Origin of the sequence: Hymenobacter arizonensis, assembly GCF_900115775.1 — a bacterium.
Lineage (GTDB): Bacteria > Bacteroidota > Bacteroidia > Cytophagales > Hymenobacteraceae > Hymenobacter > Hymenobacter arizonensis.
Genome location: NZ_FOXS01000002.1, coordinates 280,364 through 303,816, shown reverse-complemented (window position 1 = coordinate 303,816; position 23,453 = coordinate 280,364). Strand labels below are relative to the sequence as shown.

At 61.1% G+C, this 23,453-nt stretch carries 17 protein-coding genes and 1 riboswitch; of the genes, 5 read left to right on the top strand and 12 right to left on the bottom strand.

Going from position 1 to position 23,453, the window contains the following annotated elements:
• Positions 1 to 96: 96 nt before the first annotated feature.
• The gene (locus BMZ66_RS07725) at positions 97 to 1,128 is read left to right on the top strand and encodes a M28 family peptidase (protein WP_092670790.1); all 1,032 of its coding nucleotides are present in this window, start codon (positions 97 to 99) and stop codon (positions 1,126 to 1,128) included.
• 21 nt (positions 1,129 to 1,149) lie between these two features.
• Here the strand turns inward: BMZ66_RS07725 and BMZ66_RS07720 are convergent, their stop codons facing one another.
• Positions 1,150 to 2,058: a S66 peptidase family protein gene (locus BMZ66_RS07720; protein WP_092670788.1), complete on the bottom strand. Its 909-nt coding sequence runs from the start codon at positions 2,056 to 2,058 to the stop codon at positions 1,150 to 1,152.
• Between the two features lie 260 nt (positions 2,059 to 2,318).
• Here BMZ66_RS07720 and BMZ66_RS07715 point away from each other — a divergent pair, with 260 nt between their 5' ends.
• Both BMZ66_RS07715 and BMZ66_RS07710 read left to right on the top strand, forming a co-directional pair.
• Positions 2,319 to 5,279 carry a DUF8693 domain-containing protein gene (locus BMZ66_RS07715; RefSeq protein WP_092670786.1) on the top strand — a complete coding sequence of 987 codons (2,961 nt, stop codon included), beginning with the start codon at positions 2,319 to 2,321 and terminating at the stop codon, positions 5,277 to 5,279.
• A gap of 136 nt (positions 5,280 to 5,415) precedes the next feature.
• Positions 5,416 to 6,648 (top strand): alpha/beta hydrolase, encoded by a 1,233-nt coding sequence (locus BMZ66_RS07710; RefSeq protein WP_092670784.1) that lies wholly within the window; start codon positions 5,416 to 5,418, stop codon positions 6,646 to 6,648.
• Positions 6,649 to 6,678: 30 nt separating this feature from the next.
• Here the strand turns inward: BMZ66_RS07710 and BMZ66_RS07705 are convergent, their stop codons facing one another.
• The 4 genes from BMZ66_RS07705 to BMZ66_RS07690 form a co-directional block, all read right to left on the bottom strand.
• Positions 6,679 to 7,935, bottom strand: coding sequence for a homoserine dehydrogenase (locus BMZ66_RS07705; protein WP_092670782.1), 1,257 nt, complete (start codon positions 7,933 to 7,935; stop codon positions 6,679 to 6,681).
• 96 nt (positions 7,936 to 8,031) lie between these two features.
• Entirely contained in the window at positions 8,032 to 9,057 is a 1,026-nt protein-coding gene (locus tag BMZ66_RS07700; RefSeq protein ID WP_092670780.1) for a homoserine O-acetyltransferase family protein, read from the bottom strand.
• Between the two features lie 124 nt (positions 9,058 to 9,181).
• Complete coding sequence (locus tag BMZ66_RS07695) at positions 9,182 to 10,561, bottom strand: O-acetylhomoserine aminocarboxypropyltransferase/cysteine synthase family protein (protein WP_092670778.1); 1,380 nt, start codon at positions 10,559 to 10,561, stop codon at positions 9,182 to 9,184.
• A gap of 383 nt (positions 10,562 to 10,944) precedes the next feature.
• Positions 10,945 to 11,060, bottom strand: a riboswitch (SAM riboswitch).
• Between the two features lie 257 nt (positions 11,061 to 11,317).
• Positions 11,318 to 11,602, bottom strand: a complete 285-nt coding sequence (locus tag BMZ66_RS07690) for a LysM peptidoglycan-binding domain-containing protein (RefSeq protein ID WP_092670776.1) — start codon at positions 11,600 to 11,602, stop codon at positions 11,318 to 11,320.
• 183 nt (positions 11,603 to 11,785) lie between these two features.
• Between BMZ66_RS07690 and BMZ66_RS07685 the strand changes: the two genes are divergently transcribed.
• On the top strand, positions 11,786 to 12,205 hold the full coding sequence (locus tag BMZ66_RS07685; protein WP_143080104.1) for a copper resistance protein NlpE: 420 nt from the start codon (positions 11,786 to 11,788) through the stop codon (positions 12,203 to 12,205).
• 74 nt (positions 12,206 to 12,279) lie between these two features.
• On the opposite strand, the gene BMZ66_RS07680 is transcribed toward BMZ66_RS07685, so the two are convergent.
• The 5 genes from BMZ66_RS07680 to BMZ66_RS07660 form a co-directional block, all read right to left on the bottom strand.
• The gene (locus BMZ66_RS07680; protein ID WP_092670772.1) at positions 12,280 to 12,594 is read right to left on the bottom strand and encodes a hypothetical protein; all 315 of its coding nucleotides are present in this window, start codon (positions 12,592 to 12,594) and stop codon (positions 12,280 to 12,282) included.
• Positions 12,595 to 12,649: 55 nt separating this feature from the next.
• Positions 12,650 to 13,171, bottom strand: a complete 522-nt coding sequence (locus BMZ66_RS07675) for a hypothetical protein (RefSeq protein WP_092670771.1) — start codon at positions 13,169 to 13,171, stop codon at positions 12,650 to 12,652.
• A gap of 99 nt (positions 13,172 to 13,270) precedes the next feature.
• Complete coding sequence (locus tag BMZ66_RS07670; RefSeq protein ID WP_143080103.1) at positions 13,271 to 14,044, bottom strand: hypothetical protein; 774 nt, start codon at positions 14,042 to 14,044, stop codon at positions 13,271 to 13,273.
• Between the two features lie 704 nt (positions 14,045 to 14,748).
• A complete protein-coding gene (locus BMZ66_RS07665) occupies positions 14,749 to 15,834 on the bottom strand; it encodes a lysylphosphatidylglycerol synthase transmembrane domain-containing protein (protein ID WP_092672875.1) in 1,086 nt (361 codons plus the stop codon).
• A 134-nt stretch (positions 15,835 to 15,968) separates the two neighbouring features.
• Positions 15,969 to 18,944 carry a TonB-dependent receptor domain-containing protein gene (locus tag BMZ66_RS07660; RefSeq protein ID WP_234795024.1) on the bottom strand — a complete coding sequence of 992 codons (2,976 nt, stop codon included), beginning with the start codon at positions 18,942 to 18,944 and terminating at the stop codon, positions 15,969 to 15,971.
• A 304-nt stretch (positions 18,945 to 19,248) separates the two neighbouring features.
• On the opposite strand from BMZ66_RS07660, the gene dxs reads away from it, so the two are divergent.
• Positions 19,249 to 21,195 carry a 1-deoxy-D-xylulose-5-phosphate synthase gene (dxs, locus tag BMZ66_RS07655; protein WP_092670765.1) on the top strand — a complete coding sequence of 649 codons (1,947 nt, stop codon included), beginning with the start codon at positions 19,249 to 19,251 and terminating at the stop codon, positions 21,193 to 21,195.
• A gap of 281 nt (positions 21,196 to 21,476) precedes the next feature.
• Here dxs and BMZ66_RS07650 read toward each other — a convergent pair whose 3' ends face one another.
• Both BMZ66_RS07650 and BMZ66_RS07645 read right to left on the bottom strand, forming a co-directional pair.
• Complete coding sequence (locus tag BMZ66_RS07650; protein ID WP_092670763.1) at positions 21,477 to 22,643, bottom strand: Gfo/Idh/MocA family protein; 1,167 nt, start codon at positions 22,641 to 22,643, stop codon at positions 21,477 to 21,479.
• Between the two features lie 269 nt (positions 22,644 to 22,912).
• Complete coding sequence (locus BMZ66_RS07645; RefSeq protein ID WP_092670761.1) at positions 22,913 to 23,266, bottom strand: ASCH/PUA domain-containing protein; 354 nt, start codon at positions 23,264 to 23,266, stop codon at positions 22,913 to 22,915.
• Between the last annotated feature and the right edge of the window lie 187 nt (positions 23,267 to 23,453).

Genomic DNA, 23,453 nt, shown 5'->3' with positions numbered 1-23,453 from the left:
CGAAGCATCTTATCACGCTGGCGCCGGTTGAGCTACTAATCATAAGACACCTGGCGCGATAAGGTCCTTCGCTGCGCTCAGGATGACAGACAACCCATGCGCCTTCCATCCTTCCGCCTTCCCCTTGCCGCGCTGGCCGGCCTGCTGTTTCTCACTGGCTGCCCCGACAAAAAGGCTACCGAAACCGCCGACACCGCTGCCCCCGCCGCCGAAGCTCCGCTGCCCAAAGCCCCGGTCTTCAACGCCGACTCGGCCTATGCTTTCACGGCCAAGCAAGTGGCCTTCGGGCCGCGTGTGCCCAACTCCAAGGCGCACGTGGCAACTGGTAACTGGCTGGTGGCCAAGTTCAAAGGCTACGGCTTGAAGGTGATGGAACAGCCGTTTGAGGCCATGACCTTCGATGGCACCTACATTAAGGCGCGCAACATTATTGTGCAGTACCAGCCGCAGGCCGCCCGCCGCGTGGCCATTTTTGGCCACTGGGACACCCGCCCCTTCGCTGACAACGACAAGGAGAAGAAAAACGCCCCCATGGACGGCGCCTCCGACGGCGCCAGCGCCGTGGCCGTGGCCCTGGAAATGGCCCGCGTGCTCAGCCACCAGCCCGACAGCCTTTCGCCTAACGTAGGCGTCGATTTCATCCTCTTCGACGCCGAAGACTGGGGCCACGACACCGCCACGCAGGCCGACCTAAAAAACCAGCTCGAAGGCAGCGGCACCGATTCCTGGTGCCTGGGCTCGCAGTATTGGGCCAAAAACCTGTTGCCTAAAAACTACAAGGCCGAGTACGGCGTGCTACTCGACATGGTAGGGGCCAAAGGCGGCAAGTTTACCCGTGAGGAAACCTCGCGCAACAGCGCCCGCTTTGCGCTCGACAAAATCTGGAACGTGGCCAACCGCCTCGGCTACTCCAACTACTTTTTGTACGTCGACACCGGTGGCATCACCGACGACCACGTCTACACCAACCAGGCCGGCATTCCCACCGTCGACATTTACCATTACAACTCTTCCAGCGACTACTTTCCCGCCTACCACCACGCCACCAGCGACAACATGAGTATTATCGACCGCAACACCCTCAAGGCCGTGGGCCAGACGGTGCTGCAGACGCTGTACGTGGACTAGCTTGGCCGACGCAGTAGCGCACTACCGCGCCGTTAGCCGCGCCCCAGCCGCGTCGACAACCAACTGCGCCTCGCTGCCTACTACCAGAGCCATGTTGTCGGCCTCATGCCCCACGGGAAAGCTGTAGCCAACCGGGAACCCGTAGAGCTGGGCGTAAGAATCAATAATTTCCTCGGCCGCGCTGCCGAAGGGCACGGTGTTGTCGCGCATTTGCGAAAAGTGGCCAACCACCAGCCCGGCCAGGCCCGCCAGCTGCCCGCTGCGGTGCAGGTGCAGCATCATGCGGTCGATGTGGTAGAGGTATTCGTCGAGGTCTTCCAGAAACAGAATGCGGCCCGCAAAACTGGCCTGCGAGGCCGTGCCCGTAATGGTGTGCAGCAAGCTTAGGTTGCCGCCCACCAGCTGGCCGGTGGCCGTGCCAGGGCGGTTGAGCGGATGAGGTGGAACTTGCAGTGGAAGCGCTGCTTCGCCAAACAAAGCCCGGCGCAAGCTCTTAAGAGCCAGTTCGCCGCCTTCCTGATGAAACAGCACCGGCATCACGCCGTGAATACTGGCGCAATCGAGCCGGAGCAAGTGGCTGTTGAGCACGGTGATGTCGGAGAAGCCGGCCACCCACTTGGGCTGCTGGGCAAAGCGCGAAAAATCGAGGCCATCTATCAGGCGGGCCGTGCCGTAGCCGCCCCGGGCGCACAGAATAGCCCGGATGCTAGAGTCGTCAAGCTGCTGCTGAAAGTCGCGGCGGCGCAGGTCATCGGGGCCGGCAAACTGGTGGTGGTCGCCGGCTATGCTTTCGCCCAGTACCACTTCCAGGCCCCAGCTTTCGAGCGTTTCGATGGCAGGCGCCAATTCGGCAGCGCTGATTTTGCGGGCAGGACTAACGATGGCCACGCGCTGGCCACGCTGCAAAGCGGGAGGAAAAAGAACCGGCATAGAAGAACAGAAAATGCAGCCGCAAATAAAGCAGGACTTGCCCGGCTGCCACTTGGCCAGCGCCGATACCACGACTGGCGGTTAAGTTTGGGGTACAATTGGGGCAACCCTGGGCCTCGGCTCTGCCCTGAACCACTCGGCTCAAGAGGGGTTGAGTTGCCTCACCATTTCCTCTTAGTTTATACCATAGGTACAACTTTGTACTTTAAGTACAAGGCATTTGGCCCAACAGCCTCATTTTTTACCCTTTTTCTGTTTCTATGAAATCTACTCTACTGTTAATCTGGCTTCTGATACTAGGCGCCACCGTGACCGTTGCGGCTCAAACCCCCATCGACACTACCGGCGGCCGATACTTCCAGCCCATCTTTCCGAACGTAACGGTAACTCCGAACGTGGTCTACGGCTCCGCTGTCAACGTTTTAGGCGGTAATCAACAACTGCTGATGGATGTGTACCAACCGACGGGCGACGTGGCTCCGGAGCGCCCGGTCATCATCTTCGCGCACCAGGGCGGCTTTGTCACGGGGTCAAAATCTGAGCAGTACATGGTGGACGTGTGCACGCGGTTTGCCCGGTTGGGCTATGTCACGGCTAGCATCGACTACCGCTTGTTGTTTTTTCCCCTCGACACCACCAACGTGTCGGTGGCCGCCATTCGGGGCATGCAGGACATGCGGGCCGCCGTGCGCTTCTTCCGCCGCGATGCCGCTAATGCCAACACCTACCGCGCCAGCCCCAGCCGCATTGTGGTGGGCGGCGCCTCGGCCGGGGCATTTATGGCGCTGGAAGTGGGCTACCTGGACCGGGCCAGCGAAGTGCCTAGCGACGTGAACATCGTGGCCCTGGGCGGCATCGAAGGTGCCAGTGGCAACCCTGGTTTCTCCAGCGCCGTGCTGGCCGTGCTCAATTTGAGCGGCGCACTGGACCCGCCTAGCCTCATCGAGGCCGGCAACGCGCCACTCTACAGCGCCCACGGCACCGCCGATGTCGTGGTGCCTTACTTTAAAGGCCGGGTAGGGGCGAGCCTCCCGCCCAAGTACGTGTTCGGCAGCGGCCTGCTCAATCCGCGAGCTACCGCTGTGGGCGTGCCCAACGTGTTGCGCCGCTTCAGCAAGGCGCCCCACCTTCCGCAGTACCCGGTTCAAAGCGCCGGTACCGGCAGCGCCAACTCAGCAGCTTACGCCGACACGACTTTCCGCGACATTCGGGCCTTTTTGCGCCCGTTGCTGGTGCCCGTCACTGCTACCGTATATCCCAGCTTGGTCATTAATACCCCAACCAACATAGATGGCGGCAACTACCAGGACATTACCATCAACAGCAGCCAGGCCGTGCTCACCGGCAACATCACCGTGTATGGCAGCCTGACCATCCGCAGCCTGCCGGGTCAAACCCCGAGCTCGCTGAAAACCAACTGCTTTGTGGTCGACGGCCCCGGCAACTTTGAACTGCAGGCCGGCGCCACGCTGCGCATTTGCAGCACCGATGGCATCGCGGCCAGCGGCGCCACCGGCGACATCCGCAACACGGGCACCCGCACCTTTAGCTCGGCTGCCGGCTATGCCTACGAAGGCACCGCCAGCCAGGTAACCGGTTCCGGCCTGCCCACGCAAGTGCGCGAATTGGAAGTGGCCGTGCCCACCGCCAGCGCCGTAACCCTGACCAACGCCCTGCGCATCAGTGAAAAGCTGATGCCCACCAGCGGCACTCTGAACAACAGCGGCCAAGCCGTGACCTTGCTTTCGGGCCCGGCCGGTACGGCCCTGGTGGCCCCCGGCGCAGGCAGTGTAAGCAGTGCCTTCGCCCTGCAGCGCTACCTGGACCCCGCCGTGAACCCGGGCCTGGGCTACCGGCACCTCACCCTGCCATTCGACGACGCCACCTTGGCCAACCTAGCCGCGCCCGCCTTCACCCCGGTACTCAACCTGGCCTACAACACCAGCCCCCGGCCCGATTTGGTGACGCCTTTCCCGAACGTGTACGGGTACGACCAGCGACGCGCCACCACTTCCCCCGCCACGAGCTACACCGAGTTCGACAAAGGCTGGTACGTGCCCACGCTCAGCCCCGCGCTGCCGGTGGTTACCTCGGCCCGTGGCCAGGGCTACGCCATCAACCTGACGGCGGGCCAGACGCTGGCGTTCACCGGCTCGCTGAGCCGCAACAACGAACCCATTGCCGTGACCCTGGATGGCGCCGCTACGCCCACGGCGGGCTGGCACCTGCTGGGCAACCCGTTCCCCTCGGCCCTAAACTGGGACAATGTGCCCATTCCCGCGGGTGTGGGCAGCGCCATGTACATCTTCGTGAGCACCAGTCAGTACGGTGGGCAGTACCGCGCCTATGTTAATGGCATTGGCGGGGTCAGGGCCACCATTCCGCTGGGACAAGGATTTTTCGTGCGTTCCCTGGCCACGGCCCCCGCTACCCTCACCTTCCCGCTCAGCGCCCGCATCAGTGAATTCGGCGCTGCCAACACCGCCACGGTGCAGCGCGGCACGGCCGATGCCCGCCCCCGCCTGCGCCTGACCCTGGCCAGCGCCGCCGCTCCCACCCAAACCGACGAAACCTACCTCTACCTCGAAGCTGGCGCCAATGCCGGCCCCGATGCGCAGTTCGACGCTTACAAAATGCCCAACCCCAGCGGCCTGAACCTGGCTTCTCTGGCCGGCGGTCAAGCGCTGTCTATCAACGGCCTGCCGCTCCCTATCACCTCCACCGTGGTTCCCCTGAGCCTCACCGCGCCCCAGGCCGGCGACTACGTTCTCACGGCGGAGCAGTTCGTCAACTTTGCGCCCGGCATTGCCCTCACCTTAACCGATGCCCTGACCGGCACCCGCACCCCACTGGCCGCGGGTGTCGAATACCGCTTCACCCTGGCGGGCCTAACCGCCAACGGCCGCTTTGCGCTGGAGCTAAACCCCGCCAACCTGACGGCTACCAGTTCGGCCCAGGCCTTGGCTGCGCAGCTGCAAGTATATCCCAACCCGGCCTCCACCAGCTTCACGGTGCTGCTGCCGCGGCCTGCTGGCAGCCAGGGCGTCGTGTCGGTACACCTCACCAATGCTCTGGGCCAAACGGTGCAGCGCCAGCAGCTGGCGGCCACGGGCCAGTCCATCCAGGGCGAGGTGAGCGTGCGTGGCTTGGCCCCGGGCGTTTACCAGCTGCACATTGTTGTAGGAGGTAGCCCCGTAGTGCGCCGGGTGGTGGTGCAATAGCCTGAGCTGCTGCTGAAAGAAAATGGCTGAGGCGTCCAACGCCTCAGCCATTTTCTTTGCAAGCCCGACAAAACAATGCTCCAATCGGGCGCGTTTGCCTTATTGAGAATGTCGTCTGTCCCTTGCTTGCATTGCTATGAAAACAACTCTCCTGTTTGCGTTGGCCCTCTTGTTAGCCGGTTTGCAGGCCGCCACCGCCCAGATTGATACCACGCGGGCCCGTTACTACCAGCCCATCTTCCCGAACGTGACCGTGACGTCGGGCGTCACTTATGGCTCGGCGGTCAACTCAGCGGGCATCACCCAGACGCTGCGGATGGACATCTACCAGCCCACCGGCGACACCGTGCGGCGGCGCCCGGTCATCATCTTCGCGCACCAGGGCGGCTTTGTCATTGGCAGCCGCACCGACGCCTACATGGTGAACGTGTGCACCCAATTTGCGCGGCTCGGCTACGTCACGGCCAGCATCGACTACCGCTTGCTGGATGTTGTGACCATCCTCACCGCTTTTGATTCCGTGAACATTGCTAAATCGGCCATTCGGGGCATGCAGGACATGCGGGCCGCCGTGCGCTTCTTCCGCCGCGACGCCGCCACTACTAACACCTACCGCGTGCATCCCGATTTCATTACGGTAGGCGGGTCGTCGGCCGGGGGCTTTGCGGCTCTGGCAGTTGGCTACCTCGACAAACCCTCGGAAGTGCCAGGGTATGTGGGCCTAGCCGGCTTGGGCGGCATTGAAGGTGCCAGCGGCAACCCTGGCTACTCCAGCGCCGTGCTGGCTGTGCTCAACCTGAGCGGCGCCACCGAAAGCCCGAACATCATCGAGCCCGGCAATGTGCCCCTGTGCAGCGTGCACGGCACATTGGATGCCACCGTGCCCTACTTGCAGGGAAGAGTAGGCGGCGCCCTGCCACCCAAGTACGTGTACGGCAGCGGCCGCTTGCACCCCCGGGCTACCGCTTTGGGCATCCGCAACACATTACTTACCTTGCGAGGGGCTGGCCACGTTCCCTTCGAAAATAATGCCGCCTACGCCGACACCACTTTTCGCGTCATGCGCGACTTTCTGCGGCCCGCCCTAGCTCAGCCGGGCACGGTGATAACATCGGCCACGCCAAGCGCCGCGCAGGCCGGGCCGGCCGCCCAGGCTTATCCCATCCCGGCCGATGATGCCATCCGTCTTGTGCTGCCCCAGGCGTGGGCCTTACCCGTCGAAGCCCAACTGCTCGACGTCACCGGCCGCGTGGTACGCACCATCAACCCCCAAGCCCGCGACGTGGAGGTGCTGCGCGGAGCGTTAAGGGCCGGGATTTACTCGCTAAGGTTCCCCGGGCAGCTTCCCATCCGCATCGAATTTCGATAGGGTAGGAGCAGTCCCACCCGCCCACCCTTGCTACTCCTGCGCTCGGACCGCCGCGGTTTCTCTCGCCGGTTGGGTTGCGCTCACCTCGCCCACACGAGCCACAAATACACCGGTCGTGCGCAGCCAGTCGCGCAACTGGTGGAGCAGCTCCAGCTGCACAGCGCCAGTGGCGTAGAGGCTGTGTTCATCTGAGCGCAGTGCTTTAACGGGTATTTCCAGCTGCTGCAGCGTAGTCCGAAGCACCGCTTCGTCAGCATGGCGCAGATAGAAATCGCCTTCCAGTCCTTTCGTGAGCTGCAACTCGGTGCCCGGCTGGCGCTTGGCGTACCCATAGCGAAAGCCGCGCTGTAAGGCCAGCACATCGGCCAGCACCGCCGAGCCCGTGGGGTGGCCTCCCGCCCCGCGGCCCCGCAGAAACTGTGGCCCCGCAAACGCTGCGTCAATGAGCACGCCGTTGAACTCGTGCCCCACCTCAAACAAGGGTGACGCAGAACCTACCAGCTGCGGCGTGACCAACACCGTGAGGCGGCCGCTGGGCAATTGGTACAGCCCCGCCACCAGCTTAATCTTCTGGCCCAGCCTGGCGGCGTAAGCCACGTCAGCCGCGCCTATGCCTTCAATACCCAGGTTCAATACCTCGTCGGGGTTCAGAAAAACCCCAAAGGCGTGGGCGGCCAAAATCACGGCTTTGGAGCGGGCATCAAAAGCGCCCATGTCCAGCGAGGGGTCGGTTTCGGCAAAGCCCCGGGCCTGGGCTTCGGCCAGGGCCTCGTTGTAGTCAGAGCCTTCCTCGCTCATGCGCGTCAGTACGTAGTTAGACGAGCCGTTGAATATGCCGCTCACAGCCTGCAGGGGTTCGTGACCGAAGTAGCTGTCCAGCGTGCGAATGATGGGTATGCTGCCGCACACAGCGGCTTCGTAGAGCAGAGCCCCGCCGAAGTGTTGCTGCAATTGCACCAGCTCGGGCAGGTGCCGGGCCACCATTGCTTTGTTGGCCGTCACCACTCGCCGACCCAACCGGAGCGCCGTACTCACCAGCCGAAACGCCTCGATTGGGTCGTCAATCACCTCAACCAACAAGTCAAGCTCCGGGTCATCGAGCAGCTCATCGGCCCGGAAGCTGAAGCGTTCAGAAGGCAGTATCCGGGGTTTGTCGGCATTTTTTACGGCAATGCGCGTCACGGCCAAGCCCAGGCCGGGCTGGCGCTGCACAATGTCGTAGAAGCCTTGCCCCACGCAGCCGAAGCCAATCAGGCCGATGCGAACCGGCGGTTTAGTAGCCTCCATAAGTGTTAGATAAGTGACAGCAGCTTGCGTGGTTTCGCCAACAGCCGGTTCACGGCGCTCTTCCGGGCCGTGTATCAAGTTTGCTCGGGTAAGCGCTTAGTGTGCGAAAGTGGGCGCGTAGAACAGCTCCAGGAAGTGGGTGATGGCCGCCGTTTCCAACAGAAAGCCGTCGTGCCCGTAGCGCGAATCCAGTTCGGCGTACATCGCACCCGGTATGTGATTGGCCAATTCCCGCTGCTCACTGAGCGGAAACAACACGTCGGAAGTAATGCCCAGCACCAGCGTACGGGCCCCAATGCGGCGCAGCGCGGCCGGCACCCCGCCCCGGTTGCGGCCCAGGTTATGGGTGTCCATGCTGCGGCTCAGGGCCACGTAGCTGTAGGCGTCGAAGCGGGTCACCAGCTTGTTGCCCTGGTAGCGCTGGTAGGTGCTGGCGCGGTGTTCGCGCAGCAGTTCGTCGTCGGGGTCGGTTTGGGTTTCGCCGTAGGCCGAGTAGCTGCGGTAGCTAAGCAGGGCAATGGCCCGGGCGGCCCGCAGACCGTCGTCGCCCCCGCCCGGCTGGCCCGCGGCGTATGTCGGGTCGGCTTCGATGGCCAGGCGCTGGGCTTCGTTGAAGGCAATGCCCCAGGCCGAATGCCGAGCATTGGTCGCAATTACCACCAGGTGGTCAAACAAATCGGGGCGCTGCACGGCCCACTCCAGGGCCTGCTGCCCGCCCAACGACCCCCCAATCAGCGTGTGAATGTCGGTCAGGCCCAGGTCCTGGCGCAGGGCTTCGTGGGCCGCCACCAAGTCCCGAATGGTCAGGCGGGGGAAATGCTGGAAGCGCGGTAGGCCCGTGGCCGGGTCGGGGTCTAGCGGGCTGGTGCTGCCGTAGCAGGAGCCCAGCACGTTGGCGCACACAATGAACCAATCGGCCGGGTCGTAATAGCAGCCCGGCCCCACCAGGCCCGGCCACCAGCTTAGCACGTCGGCGTTGGCCGTGAGGGCGTGGCACACCCAGACCACGTTGTCGCGCTCGGCGTTCAGCTGGCCCCAGGTGCGGTAGGCCACGTGGGCGCCCGCGAGGGTTTCCCCATTTTCGAGGCGCAGGTCGGGCAGGTGAAAAATATGGTCGGGCATAATCTGTTTTAATTAATTCTCGCTGAGGTTCGCAGAGGTTAGCGCTGAGGTACGCTGAGGAAAACGACTCTTGTGCTCTGCGTACCTCAGCGTCAACCTCTGCGAACCTCAGCGAGAAATGCTCTTAAACTTCCAATGGCTGGGCATGCTCCAGCTCCGGCTCTTCTACTTCGACACCCGCAGCGGGCAGGCTCGCCGTGTTGCCAATGGCATCAAAAGCCTGCTGCAAATCGGCTTTGATGTCCTCGAAATGCTCGATGCCCAGCGACAGGCGCAGCGAAGTGGGCGTGACGCCAGCCGCCAATTGCTCCTCTTCGCTCAGCTGCTGGTGCGTGGTGGCCGAGGGCTGAATAATTAGCGTCTTCGCATCACCCACGTTGGCCAAGTGGCTGATGAGCTTCAGGTTGTCGATAAACTGGGTAGCCGTTTCCTTGCTGCCTTTCACCCGGAAGCTGAGCACGCCGCCGAAGCCGCGCTTCAGGTATTTCTGGGCAAGGGAGTTGTAGGGGCTGCTGGCCAAGCCGGGGTAGTTCACGCTTTCCACCTGCGGGTGCTGCTCCAGCCAATTCGCGATTTTGAGAGCGTTTTCCACGGTGCGGTCCACGCGTAGGCTGAGAGTTTCGAGGCCGATGAGCAGCTGCCAGGAGTTGAACGGGCTGATGGCCGGGCCGAAGTCGCGCAGGCCTTCCACTCGCGCCCGAATGATGAAGGCGATGTTGCCAAACGGCCCGCCCTTGCCGAATACATCGTTGAAAACCAGGCCATGGTATCCCTCACTGGGCTCGGTGAACTGCGGGAACTTGCCGTTGCCAAAGTCGTAGGTGCCGCCGTCCACAATCACGCCGCCCACGCTGGTGCCGTGGCCGCCTATCCACTTCGTGGCCGACTCCACCACAATGTGCGCGCCGTGCTCCAGGGGCCGAAACAGGTAGCCGCCTGCGCCAAAAGTATTGTCCACAATCAGCGGCAAGTCGTGCTTGTTGGCAATGGCCGCCACGGCCTCAAAATCGGGCACGCTAAAGCTGGGGTTGCCGATGGTCTCGAGGTAAATGGCTTTGGTTTTGTCGTCAATCAGGCCCTCAAAGCTGGCCGGGTTGTCGCCGTCGGCAAAGCGCACCTCAATGCCCAGGCGCTTGAAAGCCACCTTGAACTGGTTGTAGGTGCCGCCATAGAGATAAGCCGAGCTCACGAAGTTGTCGCCGGCCTGCAAGATGTTGTTGAGGGCAATGAACTGAGCCGCCTGCCCCGAGCCTGTGGCCAGCGCAGCCACGCCGCCTTCCAGGGCTGCTACGCGCTGCTCAAACACATCGGTGGTCGGGTTCATCAGACGGGTGTAGATGTTGCCGAACTCCTTCAGGGCAAATAGGTTGGCGCCGTGCTCGGCGCTCTTAAACACGTAGGACGTGGTTTGGAACAGCGGCACCGCGCGGGCGCCGGTGGTGGGGTCGGGCTGCTGGCCGGCGTGGAGTTGCAGCGTTTCGAAATGCAGGGGGGAAGCAGACATAATGCGGGTATGATTGAAGGTGAAAAACCAGAAAATGCTAGAAAATGAGCGCGAAACGGCCAGCTAAGGCGGTTTGGTAAGCGGAGCGAAACCCCAAAGGCCCGTGCTGAAGGTGCGGCTTGCGCCAGCTGCCTGCGCCAAAAAGGCCAGCAGCGGGCACGAAAGGCCACCAAAATTTCCAGTAAGGAGGGGAGGGGTTGTCTAAGCCGAAATCAGCTTAGCAACAACACGGGCACCAACAGCACATTGGCATTCGTGCCGGGCGCGGTGCAACGCCGCAGCCGGCACGGGCCACAACGACAAAACCCGAAGCCAGGGCACGAGTAGCGGCCGGAGCGTTCGGGACTAAAAAAGCGGAAGCGGGGAAGTTTTCCATGGCACTCGATTCATATGCCCCGCCCCAGCCTGAGCCGGAGTGGGTAGGAATTGGCACCTTTCGCGCGGTCGAAGGTTGCCAGCGGGTCAGGGAGCCTAGTCTCTCGCCGCTTCTGTATAAAACTTAAACTTTCCCGCCGCGAGCGGGAGAGTACCTTGTTGTTGGTGAGCCAAATGTACGCGAGAAATTTTTTTATGGGCAAGTGCGCGCCAAGAAAAAATAGTTAAAAAGTTTTGCCGGGCCCGGCGCACGGCTCGCAAACGCTGCCTAGAAATTCCCGGCTCCAGCCGCTTTGGGCCAGCTTTCTCAAACCTTTTAAACACAAAAAAGCCACCCTGAAACAGAGTGGCTTTTCTCACCTTTTTTCTGCAAAAAAGTACCTAGAGACTAGGTAGGGTCAACACCTGGCCGACCTCAATCAGGTCAGGGTTGTTGCCGATGACGGCCTTATTGGCCTCGTATATCTTTGGCCACTTGGCGGCATCGCCGTAGTGGTTTTTAGCAATTTTTGAAAGCGAGTCACCGCTCACTACGGTGTACGAATCACCTGAAGCGGCCGGATTGCTGTTGTTGCCGAAAAAATCGGTTCCGCCAGCAGCCGGGTTCGCGGCGGGCTCTACGGGCTTTTGCTCGCCTTTGTCGCTGAGAAAATCAAAGAGTCCCATGGAAAGTTTCAAATAGATGAAAAATAAAAAAAGTCAGGCTGCCTGAAGGCCAGCCGACAGGGCACATATACGGGCAAGCTCGGGGCGGGTTTCGTTCTAAACCCTTTTGCCTGCCAGCCGTAAGCCGACGAGCCCGCCACTGCGCGGCTTGTTCTTCATTCTTTCACCATTTCGCTTGTTCTCATGAAACCTCACTCGCTTTTTTCGCTTCGTTATATCGCCAGCCTGTTGATGCTCCTGTCGCTGTTCACCGCTGCCTGTGGCAACGACAAGGGCAAGGTAGAAGGGGTGAATATGCTGTACGGTACCGACAGCAAGGTATGGAAAACTGCCAAAGAGCTTGACACTACCGGCGACAAAGTGAAGCAAACCTCGGCGCAAAAGCAAGAGGAGTTGCGCATTTTTGCCAACGGCACCTACAACATGACCGGTGCCACCGGTGCCGTCTCGGGAAAATACACCTTTGACCAGGCCGGTAAAACCATCACCATGACCCCCGATGGCTCGGCTACCAGCAACACGTTTGCGGTTGAAACCCTGACTGACAAGAAGCTAACGCTGAAGTCGGCCGAGGGAGCAGCCCTTATGCTGGAAGCTCAGTAAGCAACTCAGTTTACTTCATAAAAAAGCTCTGTGCCAGATTGGCGCAGGGCTTTTTTTGTGCGCGCCTGGTCCCGCTACGCCAGGCGCAACCCCCGAATGCGCTCGGCTTCGGCGTCGTTGACGTGAGGGACCGCCGTGGTATACACGCGAAAATCATTGTCTGGGAAAGCCTTGCTCAGCAGGTCCTCAATGTGGCGGCAAAGCAGGGCTTTGGTCAAAAAAATTACCCGGTATAGGGGCTCGGTTCCCACCGTGCCGTCCGCGTTCAACCGGTAGTTGGCGATGGCATCGTCCACGAACACATCGGTCGCCAGGTGCTCAAGCAGCAACAGGTTGGTGGCTTCCCGCGCGTGCTGGCCGTTGAGCGTAAGCAGATTGAAGAGTATCATGTGGCAAGGGGTTGGTTGAAGGATGAGTGAAAGCTACGGCTGCTGCTGGGGCAAGCTAGTGGCGCGGGCCCAGCACCGGGTGGTGCACGGGCGTGAGGCTGTCCAGCAGCTGGTGGAGCAGCGGGGCTTGCATGTTGAATTCTTCGGGCGTTGCGTACACGTACATCACCAGCATTTGCCCGTGGTGTTGGGCCAGGCGGGCTTCGTAACGCAGCTCGCGGCCTTGCACGAAGCACGTGCCGGTGCTTTCGAGGTAGTCGAGCCCGTGGCCAATGGCGTTGTGCTCCCGGTGATGCGTGGCGCCGAGGTGGCGCAGCAGCCGCTGCAGCGCGCGGGCCGGGGGCAAGCCACTATGGGTCCCGCGCAACTGGCCCACCCACAGGTGCATGGTCCGGTCGGGACTTAGGTAGTGCGTTAGGGTCAGCGAGTCGGTGATGTGGCGCGTAGGCTGCCAGTCGTTGGGCACCATGTACTTCACCTGGTAGCTGCGGTTCACGACCGGCGCCAGGTCCTGGGCAGTGGCGGAGCCCAAGCAGCTCAGGCAACCGGCGAGTAGCAAAAAGGTGATTTTTTTCATGACTGTTGGGGCGAAATGAGCTGAGATTGGGAGACATATGTTGGCTGTGGAAGGATGTTCAGTATTTGTGATTCAGAATCTTGCTTTTTGAAGCTGGGCTTACAGCGTAGGCGGCGGATTTTCGTCGTCATCGTACCCGAGCAGGTTGAGCTCGAGCACAATACCCGCCGAATTGCCACTGCGCGGGTTCGGCAGCATGGCCCCCAAGCACAGCTGCACCCGCTGCGTGAGCAAGTAGTTGATGCCCAGCACCGACACCCCGCTGGCATTGGTGCCCGTTACGGCATCGGCCATCATCAGCAGGTCCTTGGTCAGGGGCACTTCAAGACCCAATAGCAAGCCCGCCTGGCTGCCCGCCCCAACGGTGCCCCAGTCAGAGAGGTAGGGGCCCGCTACGAACTTGAGGTGGTGCCGCGGCTCCAGCACCCAGGTGTTGTAGGTGAAGTGCGTGAGGCGGGACGCGCCGACCGCTCGCACAGGAGTTGTGCCTACCTGCGTTCCCACGCTGGTTTTTAGATTGTTGCTGAGAAAGAAAAACTTTTGAGCCGTGGCTTGCACCAGGGGCTGCATGGGGGCGCGGCGGTCGTGCTGGTTGGAGGCCACCAGTTCGGCCTCACGGCGCAGGTTTAGCTTCACGTTCACCACGTTCAGGCCGGCTTCCCAGCCGTGGCCCAGTCCATACACCACGTGCGTTTTGCTTTCCAGGTCCTGCGTCGACAAAACGTTGACTTGCTTTTGCAGGAAGAACTTGCTCTTAGGTGTCAGGTCGCCGGCCGGGATGTTGAACAGGTTTTGCTGGCCCCAGCCTGGGGTGTCGAATAGCAACAGCGCGGCCAGTACCAGCAGCCAGCGGAGCAAAACAGGCAGTTGCAAAACAGGAAATTGGAGCGGGCGCAAAAGCATGATGTTAATATTACTATTGAATTCAATAGTAATACTATCAAAATAATTATTTGTTGCTTTCGCCGAGGTGTATTTCCAATCTTTTTTCTGGCCTTGGTGACACCGCCTACTCTGGAGGTTCTGCCGTGGATGGCGGTTCCCTTGTTAGCTTGTAGGAGTTATGCCGATGACATGCACGTGCCCACAATGCTCCCGCCCATGTATTTTTTTCTCGCGGCAACGCTTTGCATGCCAGTGCAGTGCAGGTCAAAATATGCAGCTTCAGTGGCACACTTTCAGAAAGTCGTGGTTGTTGCTGGCCCTCGTTTGCCGTTGTGTGTTTGTGGGCTGCCAGGCTCTTCTAGCCTTTACTCTGGCCTGTAGCTTCGGTTATTCCGGGCCGGCTCAGGTGCCCGGCCCGTGGCTAATACGCGTCGTGCTTGGCAGCAATTAGGCGAGCCCGTCCACGGCTGGGGCAACGAATTTGCTGCCAAAAGCAGCTTGATTCGCTTTATGCGGGAAAGGATGGGTAGCCAGACTGGCTCTTGCAAGCCACGGGCGCTAGCGTGTGAGGCGGAGCCTGGACCAAGCTATTTTGGCGGGGCGCACCTTGGGCAGCTTGGCATTTCACGGGCAAGTATTCTGCTATTCTGCGAAGAAGATGTTTCAGTGGCGCAGCGCAGCCATCGACGCTACTACACCGTGACCGTTTTGGCAGGGCGCTTGATGAACACCCGCGCCACCCAGCGCGGCAAAAAAATCATGCCCAGCACCAAGTACAGGTAGTAGGTCACGACCCGATACAGCAGCACCATGAAGCTGGTCATGGTAGCGGTGCCGATGAAGCTGCCGAAAAAGGTGGGAAACGCGCCCTCGGCAATGCCCGCCCCGCCGGGCGTAATTGCCAGCAGGAGAATGACCTTATAGGTGATGTTGCGGGCGAAAATGAACAGGAAGGTGCCCGTGCCCATGGGCACAAAAGCCGCGATGAGGCAGCCAATAATGGCGTAGCGGGCCGTCCAGACAAAGGCCGTGCTGGCTGCGGCCCGCCACCAGTAGCGGGCGCCATTGCCGCGCAGCTGCACCGAGGCCCGCACCATTTCCTGGCCGTGGCGGTAGGCCTTGCGCTGCCAGCGCCGCAGCAGCCGGAACGAAAACAGCCGCACCAGCAAGCGTCGCACCGCACGCGGATTCACAAAAATGGCGTAGAGCATGAGGCTCGCATAGAGCATCACAAAAATGTAGCTCACCCCAAACGCCACCCGCAGCGTGGCCACAAAGCCGGTTTGCAGCGCCTCGTGCGGGTACAGGCCGGCGCCGGCCACCAGCACCACCAGGGGCACCATCAGCACGTAGTACAGGTTGTCGAGCAGGGCCGTGACCATGATGTAGGCCAAGCCTTTTCCCAGCGGGATGCCTTCTTTTTCCAGAATAAAAGGGGCCGCCGCCGTGCCGCCCTGCCCCGAGGGCAGCACACAGGAGGCAAACTCCCATATCATGATGACGTCCAGGGCTTGGCGGTAGGTCAGCTCGTCTTCGGCAATGTGGCGGATGCGGTAGATATAGCCCAGGTCGCGGGCCACCAGCACCAGCAGGGCCACCAGCAACCAGCGCCAGTCGGCATTCTGCAGGGGGGCCAGCTCGCCGGGCTTGTAGCTCCGGTAGAACAGAAACGCCACAACCCCCAGGCCAATGACCACCGGCAGGATGAGCCGCGAGGGCCGTAGCCGCTGCAGGAAATTCTCGTCGGTTTCGGAAAGATGGGGGAGCTTATTGGGCATTTGGAGAGGGATGCGGCCGCTCAGCAAAAGTAGGGCGTGGCCCGCCAGGTCTGGTCATTAAGAAATGGCATTAAAGCAGAACGCCATGCTTCGCGGCGCGGGCATGACGTTCTGGTGTTCTTCTGCAGCAATGGTTAAGGCCGGCCACCGGGGCTGCCCGCTGGCGTGATGCCACCCGGCGTGGTAGTGCCAGGCGACGGCGTATTGGCCGGCGTATTGATGGGGTTGACGGGGGGATTAACGGGAGCCGTAGGGCGCTGACGCGTTGAGTCGGTGGGCTGCACCGTGGGGCGGGGCGCTCCAGGCACCGTTGGTGGGATAGCGGCCGGCAGGGTTTTGGTCGAGTCGGTCGCGGTCGAGTCAGCTGTGGGGCTGCCGGGATTTACCATCGGCTGCGAGCCAGGAACGGTACCTGGAGCGCCACCCGGGCGAGCACCGGGCGCACCACCCGGCCGGGCGCCAGGGGCGCCACTGGCCGGAGCCGGCCGAGCACCGCCGCCACCGCCTCCGCCGCCACCAGTTGGAGCGTCGCCCCCGTTTATGTCGCCGCCACCATCACTTTTCAGGTCGTCGTTGCTGATGCCACGGCGACGGCGCGGCCGCTGGTCGGCCGAAAGCTGGCCGATGCGGTAGCTGAAGTCCAGCTGGAAGCTCAGGTTGCGCGACTCGATGAGGCTGTTCTGCGCCAGCAGAGGGGTACGGATTTCGTTTTCGATGCGGATGGCGCGGGTCAGGAAGTTGCGGGCCCCCAAGCCGAAGCTGCCTTTCTTGTTGGCGAACTCGCGTTGCACGCTCATGCCGTAGAAGCCGAAGCCGCTTTGCTCGCCCTGCAGCTGCACCTGGCGGCCTCGGTAAAAAGCGAAGCCCTGCAAACCCCACACATCAGTCATTTTATAAGAGCCAAACAGTCGGCCACTGGCCACAAAGCCTTGGTTCGACGCATTGTAGAGCCGGTCGGTCACGTTGTTGCGCAGCACGGCATAGAACACGTCAAAGCCGGTATTCACGTTGAGCTTCTTGCCGTTGAGGGAAGCGAAGACGTTGCCACCATAGGCGTTTTCCTCGCCGATGTTCTGGAAATTAATCAGCTGGGCACCGGGCGCGAGCGGCGACTCCGGGGGCAGTTGCGCGTTGATGCGAGTCCGGTCGGCATCGGACAGGGTCTGGCGCACCGACTGGATAGCGCCGGTGGTGTTGCGCGAAAAGGCGCTGAAGCTCAGGTTGACCTTTTTGACCAACGTGCTATAGCCCAGCTCAAAGTTGTTGGTGAATTCCGGGTCCAATCCGGGATTTCCTTCGGTGACAATCAGAGGGTTGGAGAACTGAAGGGCCGGGTTCAAAAATTGCAGCGAGGGACGCTGCAAACGCCGGTTGTAAGATGCTTTAACCACATTGCCGTTTTCCATCCGCCGCGAGAGGTTCACGCTTGGAATGAACGCGCCGTAGTTGGGGACCGGCGCCGGCCGGTCGCCGTTGTTGAAGTTCGCCGTAATGGTGGTGTATTCGTAGCGCAGCCCTGGCTTGAGGGTAATGTTCTTGGGCAAGCCCAGGGTATAGGTTGCGTAAGCTGAGGCCACGTTCTGGTCGTAGGTGAAGCCGTTGTTGACAGCGGCGCCGGTAACCCGCGAAAACTCGCCATTGGCCCCCGGTGCCGTGAACAAGGCAAAATCACTGCTCACGCGACGCAGAATGTCCTTGGCTCCAAACTCCAGCAGCTGGTTTTTGCCGGTTGGCGACTGATAGTCGGCTTGCACCGTGAATTCCTCGTTGGCGCTGGGGTTCTCGTTGCGCAGCCGGCTGGTGGTGTTGAAGCTGTTGCGGTCGAGAATGGAGTTGGTAAAGTCGTTCTGCCGGTCATTGCGGCTGTACAGGGTCAGAATGCTGAACTCTTGTTGGGGCTTTTCGAAGAGGTGAGTGAAGTTCAAGCTGGCGTCCACAGAGTTGGAGCGGTCGCGCACGTTCACGTCGCGCACGTCCAGCGTCTGGTTGGGCGAGGGCAGCAGGTTCACCCGCGTCAGCCGGTCCTGAAGGTTGGTGCCGGCGCGCAAGCCGTAGGTGAGCGAGGCTTGCAGCGCATTCTGCTTGTTAATGTCATAGTCCCAGCCCAACGCCGCGCGCCCACCGCCTTCATTTTGGCGGGTCTCGGCCCGTTGCAAAGTAGAAGTCCGGATAGACTGGTCGGTGGGGCTGAACGTGGTCTGCTCGTTCTCGAAGCTGCCCGGCGTATTGTAGCGCGCCCGGCCACCGGCGTTGAACGTGAAGCCCATTTTGCCGGTCCGGTACGAGCTGTTCAGGTTCAGGTTGGAGTTACGGGTGCCTAGGCTGGTATTAATGCCCAAAGTGCCGCCGCGCAGGGTATTGGTTTTGGTGATGATGTTGATGATGCCGCCCGTGCCCTCGGCATCGTATTTAGCCGAAGGCGAGGTGATAACTTCCACGGATTTAATCTGCTCGGCCGGAATCTGGCGCAGCGCGTCGGCAATGCTGCTGGCCGCAATGGCCGACGGCTTGTTGTTTATCAGCACCCGCAGGTTGCTGGAGCCGCGCAGGCTCACGTTGCCGTCCAGGTCCACGCTCAGCAGGGGTACCCGGCGCAGCACGTCGGTGGCGTCGCCGCCGCGAGCGGTCTGGTCGTTTTCGGCGTTGTATACCGTGCGGTCTACCTTTTCTTCAATCAGGGGCTTCTGGGCTACCACTACCACTTCGCCCAGCTTTTGGGCGGCCACGGCCATGGTCACCGAGCCCAAGCTGACGGACTCGCCCGCGGGCACCACTACGCCGGTGCGCTCCTCGTTCTTGTAGCCAATGAAGCTGAACTGCACCGTGTAGGTGCCGGCCGGAATACCGGTCAGCACAAAGGTGCCGTCGTCGCCGGCAGCGCCGCCGTTCACGACCTTGCCAGCCGCGTCGAGCACGGCTACCGTGGCGTAAGAAACGGGCTTATTGGTGCCCGGCTCCACTATGGTGCCGGTGATGCGGCCCGCTGAGGTGCGCGGGGCTGCGGCGGCGGCGGCGGGCCGTGCACCCGGCGCTTGCTGGCCAACGGCCATTGTGGTTGTGCCCAGCAGGGCAGTGAGCAGAACGGCGGTGGCCGGTAGGTGTTGTTTCATACAATACATAGCAGCCAAAGTGCTCCACTTTGAGGTGGAGGTTGCACCCGGCAGCATTTTTTTACTTTTATATTTCAGACAACCGCGAAGCAGCTGCATCGGCTTGCCGATACGCAAAGTTTCGCGCTAAAGGCAGCCGAAGCATTGGAAACTAGATAATCAGGCTGCGAACCCCGACTAAAACCCGGATTATCCCGCTTTCAACAACCGCTCTTCGCGCGGTGTCGTACCTTTGTCGAGGTTCGCCAATCTTTTAGCGGGCCAGATGGTTACACTCCGTCACCATCCCACCGACGCTGCCCTGATGATAGTTGAACCCGGCCCGCTCCTAGCGGCGATTGACTCGCCCGACGACCTTAAAAAGCTCGCTCCTGAGCAATTAGTCCAGCTTAGCACCGAACTCCGCGAGTTCATTATCGACTCCGTGAGCATCTACGGCGGGCACTTTGGCGCCTCGCTCGGGGTGGTCGAACTGTCGGTGGCGATGCACTACGTGTTCAATACGCCCTACGACCAGTTGGTATGGGACGTGGGCCACCAGGCTTACGGACACAAAATTCTTACTGGCCGCCGCGATAAATTTCCGACCAACCGCCGCTACCACGGCATGTCGGGTTTTCCCAAGCGCAGCGAAAGCGAGTACGATGCCTTTGGCGTGGGCCACAGCAGCACCAGCATCGGGGCGGCGCTGGGCATGGCCGTGGCTTCGGACTACAAGGGCGAGAAAGACCGGCAGCACATTGCCGTAATCGGCGACGGTGCCATGACGGCCGGCATGGCTTTCGAAGCCCTCAACCACGCCGGGGTGGCCAAGTCCAACTTGCTGGTTATCCTCAACGACAACTGCATGAGCATCGACCCCAACGTGGGCGCGCTCAAGGAATACCTCACCGACATCACCACCTCCCGCACCTACAACAAGGTGCGCGACGAGCTCTGGAACGTGCTCGGCAAGCTCAGCAAGTTCGGGCCCAACCCCCAGCAGATTGCTCGCAAAGTAGAGGCCGCCATGAAGGCCACCCTGCTCAAGCAAAGCAACCTGTTTGAGGCCCTGAACTTTCGCTACTTCGGCCCCGTGGATGGCCACGACGTGCAGCACCTCGTCACCATCCTCAATGACCTGAAAACCATTCCCGGCCCCAAAATCCTGCACTGCGTGACGGTGAAGGGCAAAGGCTACGCCCTGGCCGAGAAAGACCAGACCCTGTGGCACGCCCCGGGTTTGTTCGATAAAATCACGGGCGAGATTTACAAAAAGACTCCCGATAAGCCCCAGCCACCCAAGTACCAGGACGTGTTTGGCCACACCATGGTGGAGCTGGCCGAAGCCAACGACAAGGTGATGGGCGTGACGCCCGCCATGCCCTCGGGCTCGTCGCTCAACATCATGATGGCCGCCATGCCCGACCGCGCTTTCGACGTGGGCATTGCCGAGCAGCACGCTGTCACGTTCTCGGCCGGCTTGGCCACCCAGGGCATGGTGCCGTTCTGCAACATCTACTCCTCGTTTATGCAGCGGGGCTACGACCAGGTGGTGCACGACGTGGCCTTGCAAAACCTGCACGTGGTATTCTGCCTCGACCGCGCCGGTTTTGCCGGCGCCGACGGCCCCACCCACCACGGCTCTTACGACCTGGCCTTCATGCGCTGCATCCCCAACATCGTGGTTTCGGCTCCGATGAATGAGCAGGAGCTGCGCAACCTGATGTACACCGCCACCCTGCCCGAAAACGCGGGTCCGTTCAGCATTCGTTACCCGCGCGGCGAGGGCGTAATGCCCGAGTGGCGCACGCCCCTGCAGCGCGTGGCCATTGGCACGGGCCGCGTAGTGCGCGAAGGCGCCGAGGGCGGCGTGGCCATCCTCAGCATCGGTCACATCGGCAACTACGCCGTGAAGGCGACTGAAGCCCTGGCCGCCGAAGGCCTCGACGTGGGCCACTACGACATGCGCTTCTGCAAGCCGCTGGACGAGGAAATGCTGCGCGACATCGCCCGCCGCTACCGCGCCATCGTGACCGTGGAAGACGGCTGCCTGCCCGGTGGCTTCGGCTCCGCCGTGCTGGAGTTCCTCACCGACCACGGCTTTCACATGCCCGTGCAGCGCCTCGGCATGCCCGACCGCGTGGTGGAGCACGGCTCACAGGACGAGTTGTACAAGGAATGCGGATTTGATGCGGCAGGCATTGCCCAGGCCGTGCGCGACCAGAATGCGAAAGTGGCCGCTAATAAGCTGGCAACTTTGCTGCGCTAGCACTGGTCTAAACTTAGAAACACAAAGAAGCCCCCGTAGCGTCAGCTGCGGGGGCTTCTTTGCTTGTAATGACTAATTATGAGCGGCTTTGCATTACGTGTGCTCTTCGTTCTGTCGATTAAACCCACCCCTGCCGGGCACGGCCCTGGCATCTCCTTTCCGGGAGAGGGGTGCGTTCTGGAACAAAGTCGTCTGGCACCCCTCTCCTGGAGAGGAGGGGATGGGGTTAATCAGACTGACTAAACATTGACATTAAGAAAATGGCGAAAATTCATTAGCCCTTACCGCCCTACCTTATCAAAAACCGCCACCACGTCCTTGGTAGAGACCTTCTGCCCCGTCTCGGCGGCGCGGTAGATGGCTTCAAGTAGCTGGACGTCGCGCAGGCCCATTTCGCCGGGCACGCGGGTGGGCTTGTTGTTGAGGACGCAGTCGGCAAAGTCATCCATTTGGGCCGCTTGCTGGTTCACGTTTTGGATGTTCAATGGCCCTTGGCTGGTGCGGCCCTGCAGGCCGCCGTAGCCGAAGGCTGGGGCTAGCTCGGCCCAGCCTTTGGAGCCTTCGGCGCGCAGGCGGCTGGTCATGTTTTCGGCGTAGCTTGTTCGGCAATCGGCAGTTGCGCCGTCGGCAAACTGCAACTGCCAGCTAATGCCGGCTTCCACTTCTTTGAACAGCGCGGGGTCGGTTTTGGGGGCGAATTTTGCCGTGACCGACACGGGTATCTGACCTTTGGTATAGAGGCAACCTTGCAGGCAGTAAATGCCCATGTCCAGAAGCGGACCGCCCCCACCCAGGGCTTTGCTCACGCGCCAGGGCGTGTCGTTGTTGAACCTGAAACCATTGTCGGCCACCATGCGCTGCACCGGCCCAAAGGCCTGCTGCTGGCCCAGGCGCATCATTTCGCGGTGGTGGGGCTCGAAGTGCAGCCGGTAACCAATACTGAACTTCTTGCCCGCCTTTTTCATGGCGGCCAGCATCCGGCGGGCGTCTGCTGTGGTGGTGGCCATGGGCTTCTCGCAAATGACGTGTTTGCCAGCTTGGGCGGCCCGCACCACGTACTCCGCGTGCAGGGCATTGGGCAGCACCACGTACACAATGTCGATGTCGGGGTTGTCGATTATCCGGTCGAAGGTCTTGTAATCGTAAACGTTCTTGTCCGGAATGTTGTGCTGCCGCTTCCACTGCGAAGCTTTGGCGGGCGAGCCCGTGACAATGCCCGCCAGCCGGCAGAATTTGGTTTCCTGCAGAGCCGGTGCCAGCTGCCCCGTGCTGTACTTGCCCAGGCCCACCAGCGCCACACCCAGCTTGCGGTCGGCGGTGCCGCCATTGGCCAGCAAGTGCAGTGGGTTTGCTAAAGCGGCGCCACCCACCAGGGTGGCTCCGGCGCTTAGCGAAAGGGTGCGAACGAAGGCACGGCGGGAGGAAAGGAAGTCATCGGGAGTTTTCATAGCACAAGCGGTTTAGACCTACTTACTGCTTACCCGCTTTGCCAGCAACAGGTTATGGCTAAGCCCCGGGGAAGTGCTTCACTTGAAGCATTTGAGTGCTGGGCCAGTATTGCTTATAAAGTTGTCTGCGTTGCCTGCCAAAGTCATTACAACGGAGTAGAGACGCAATATTTTGCGTCTCGTCGTTGCACGATAACGTCGCAACAAAGCGTACGGCGCGACCGACAAGACGCAAAATGTTGCGTCTCTACTCCATGGTGCTCGCCCCCTTACCAGAGCCGAATGTCCGTCATGCCCGTGGGGATGGGTGGCACGTCGCTAAAGCCCAGCACGCACCAATTGGGCTGTACACCAAACGCGCCTCCTTCCAGCACGTAGCTCACCCAGCGGGTGATGGTCTGGCCGGTGAACTGTTCGCTCGCCGGGTCGTACTCCCGCAGCAGCAGTTTGTCGCCGAGCTGGAAGTTACGGTCGTTTTCGCGCACGTCGAACGGCTTGTTGCCCGCTTTAGCGGCAGCGAAGCAGGAAGGCCAGGTTTTTAGCTCGTAGGTGGGGCGCTTGGTAGGGCCGGAGATTTGAAACTGAGGAACGAATTGTTCGGGAAAAGCAAGATTAGTTGTCATCGGGATAGTCATTATAGAAGATAAGCCACTCGGCTACTAGGGTACGCATTGCACGGGTTCAGGCCCCAAGCGGCAAAAGCGCCTGATGGACAGGTAGCTTTTTGAAGATAGCCAAAAGGTAATCAAAACAAACGGCGCAAGAAGGGGTAACGCTTAGTGAATCAGCATGGTTCATTCAATAATAAAG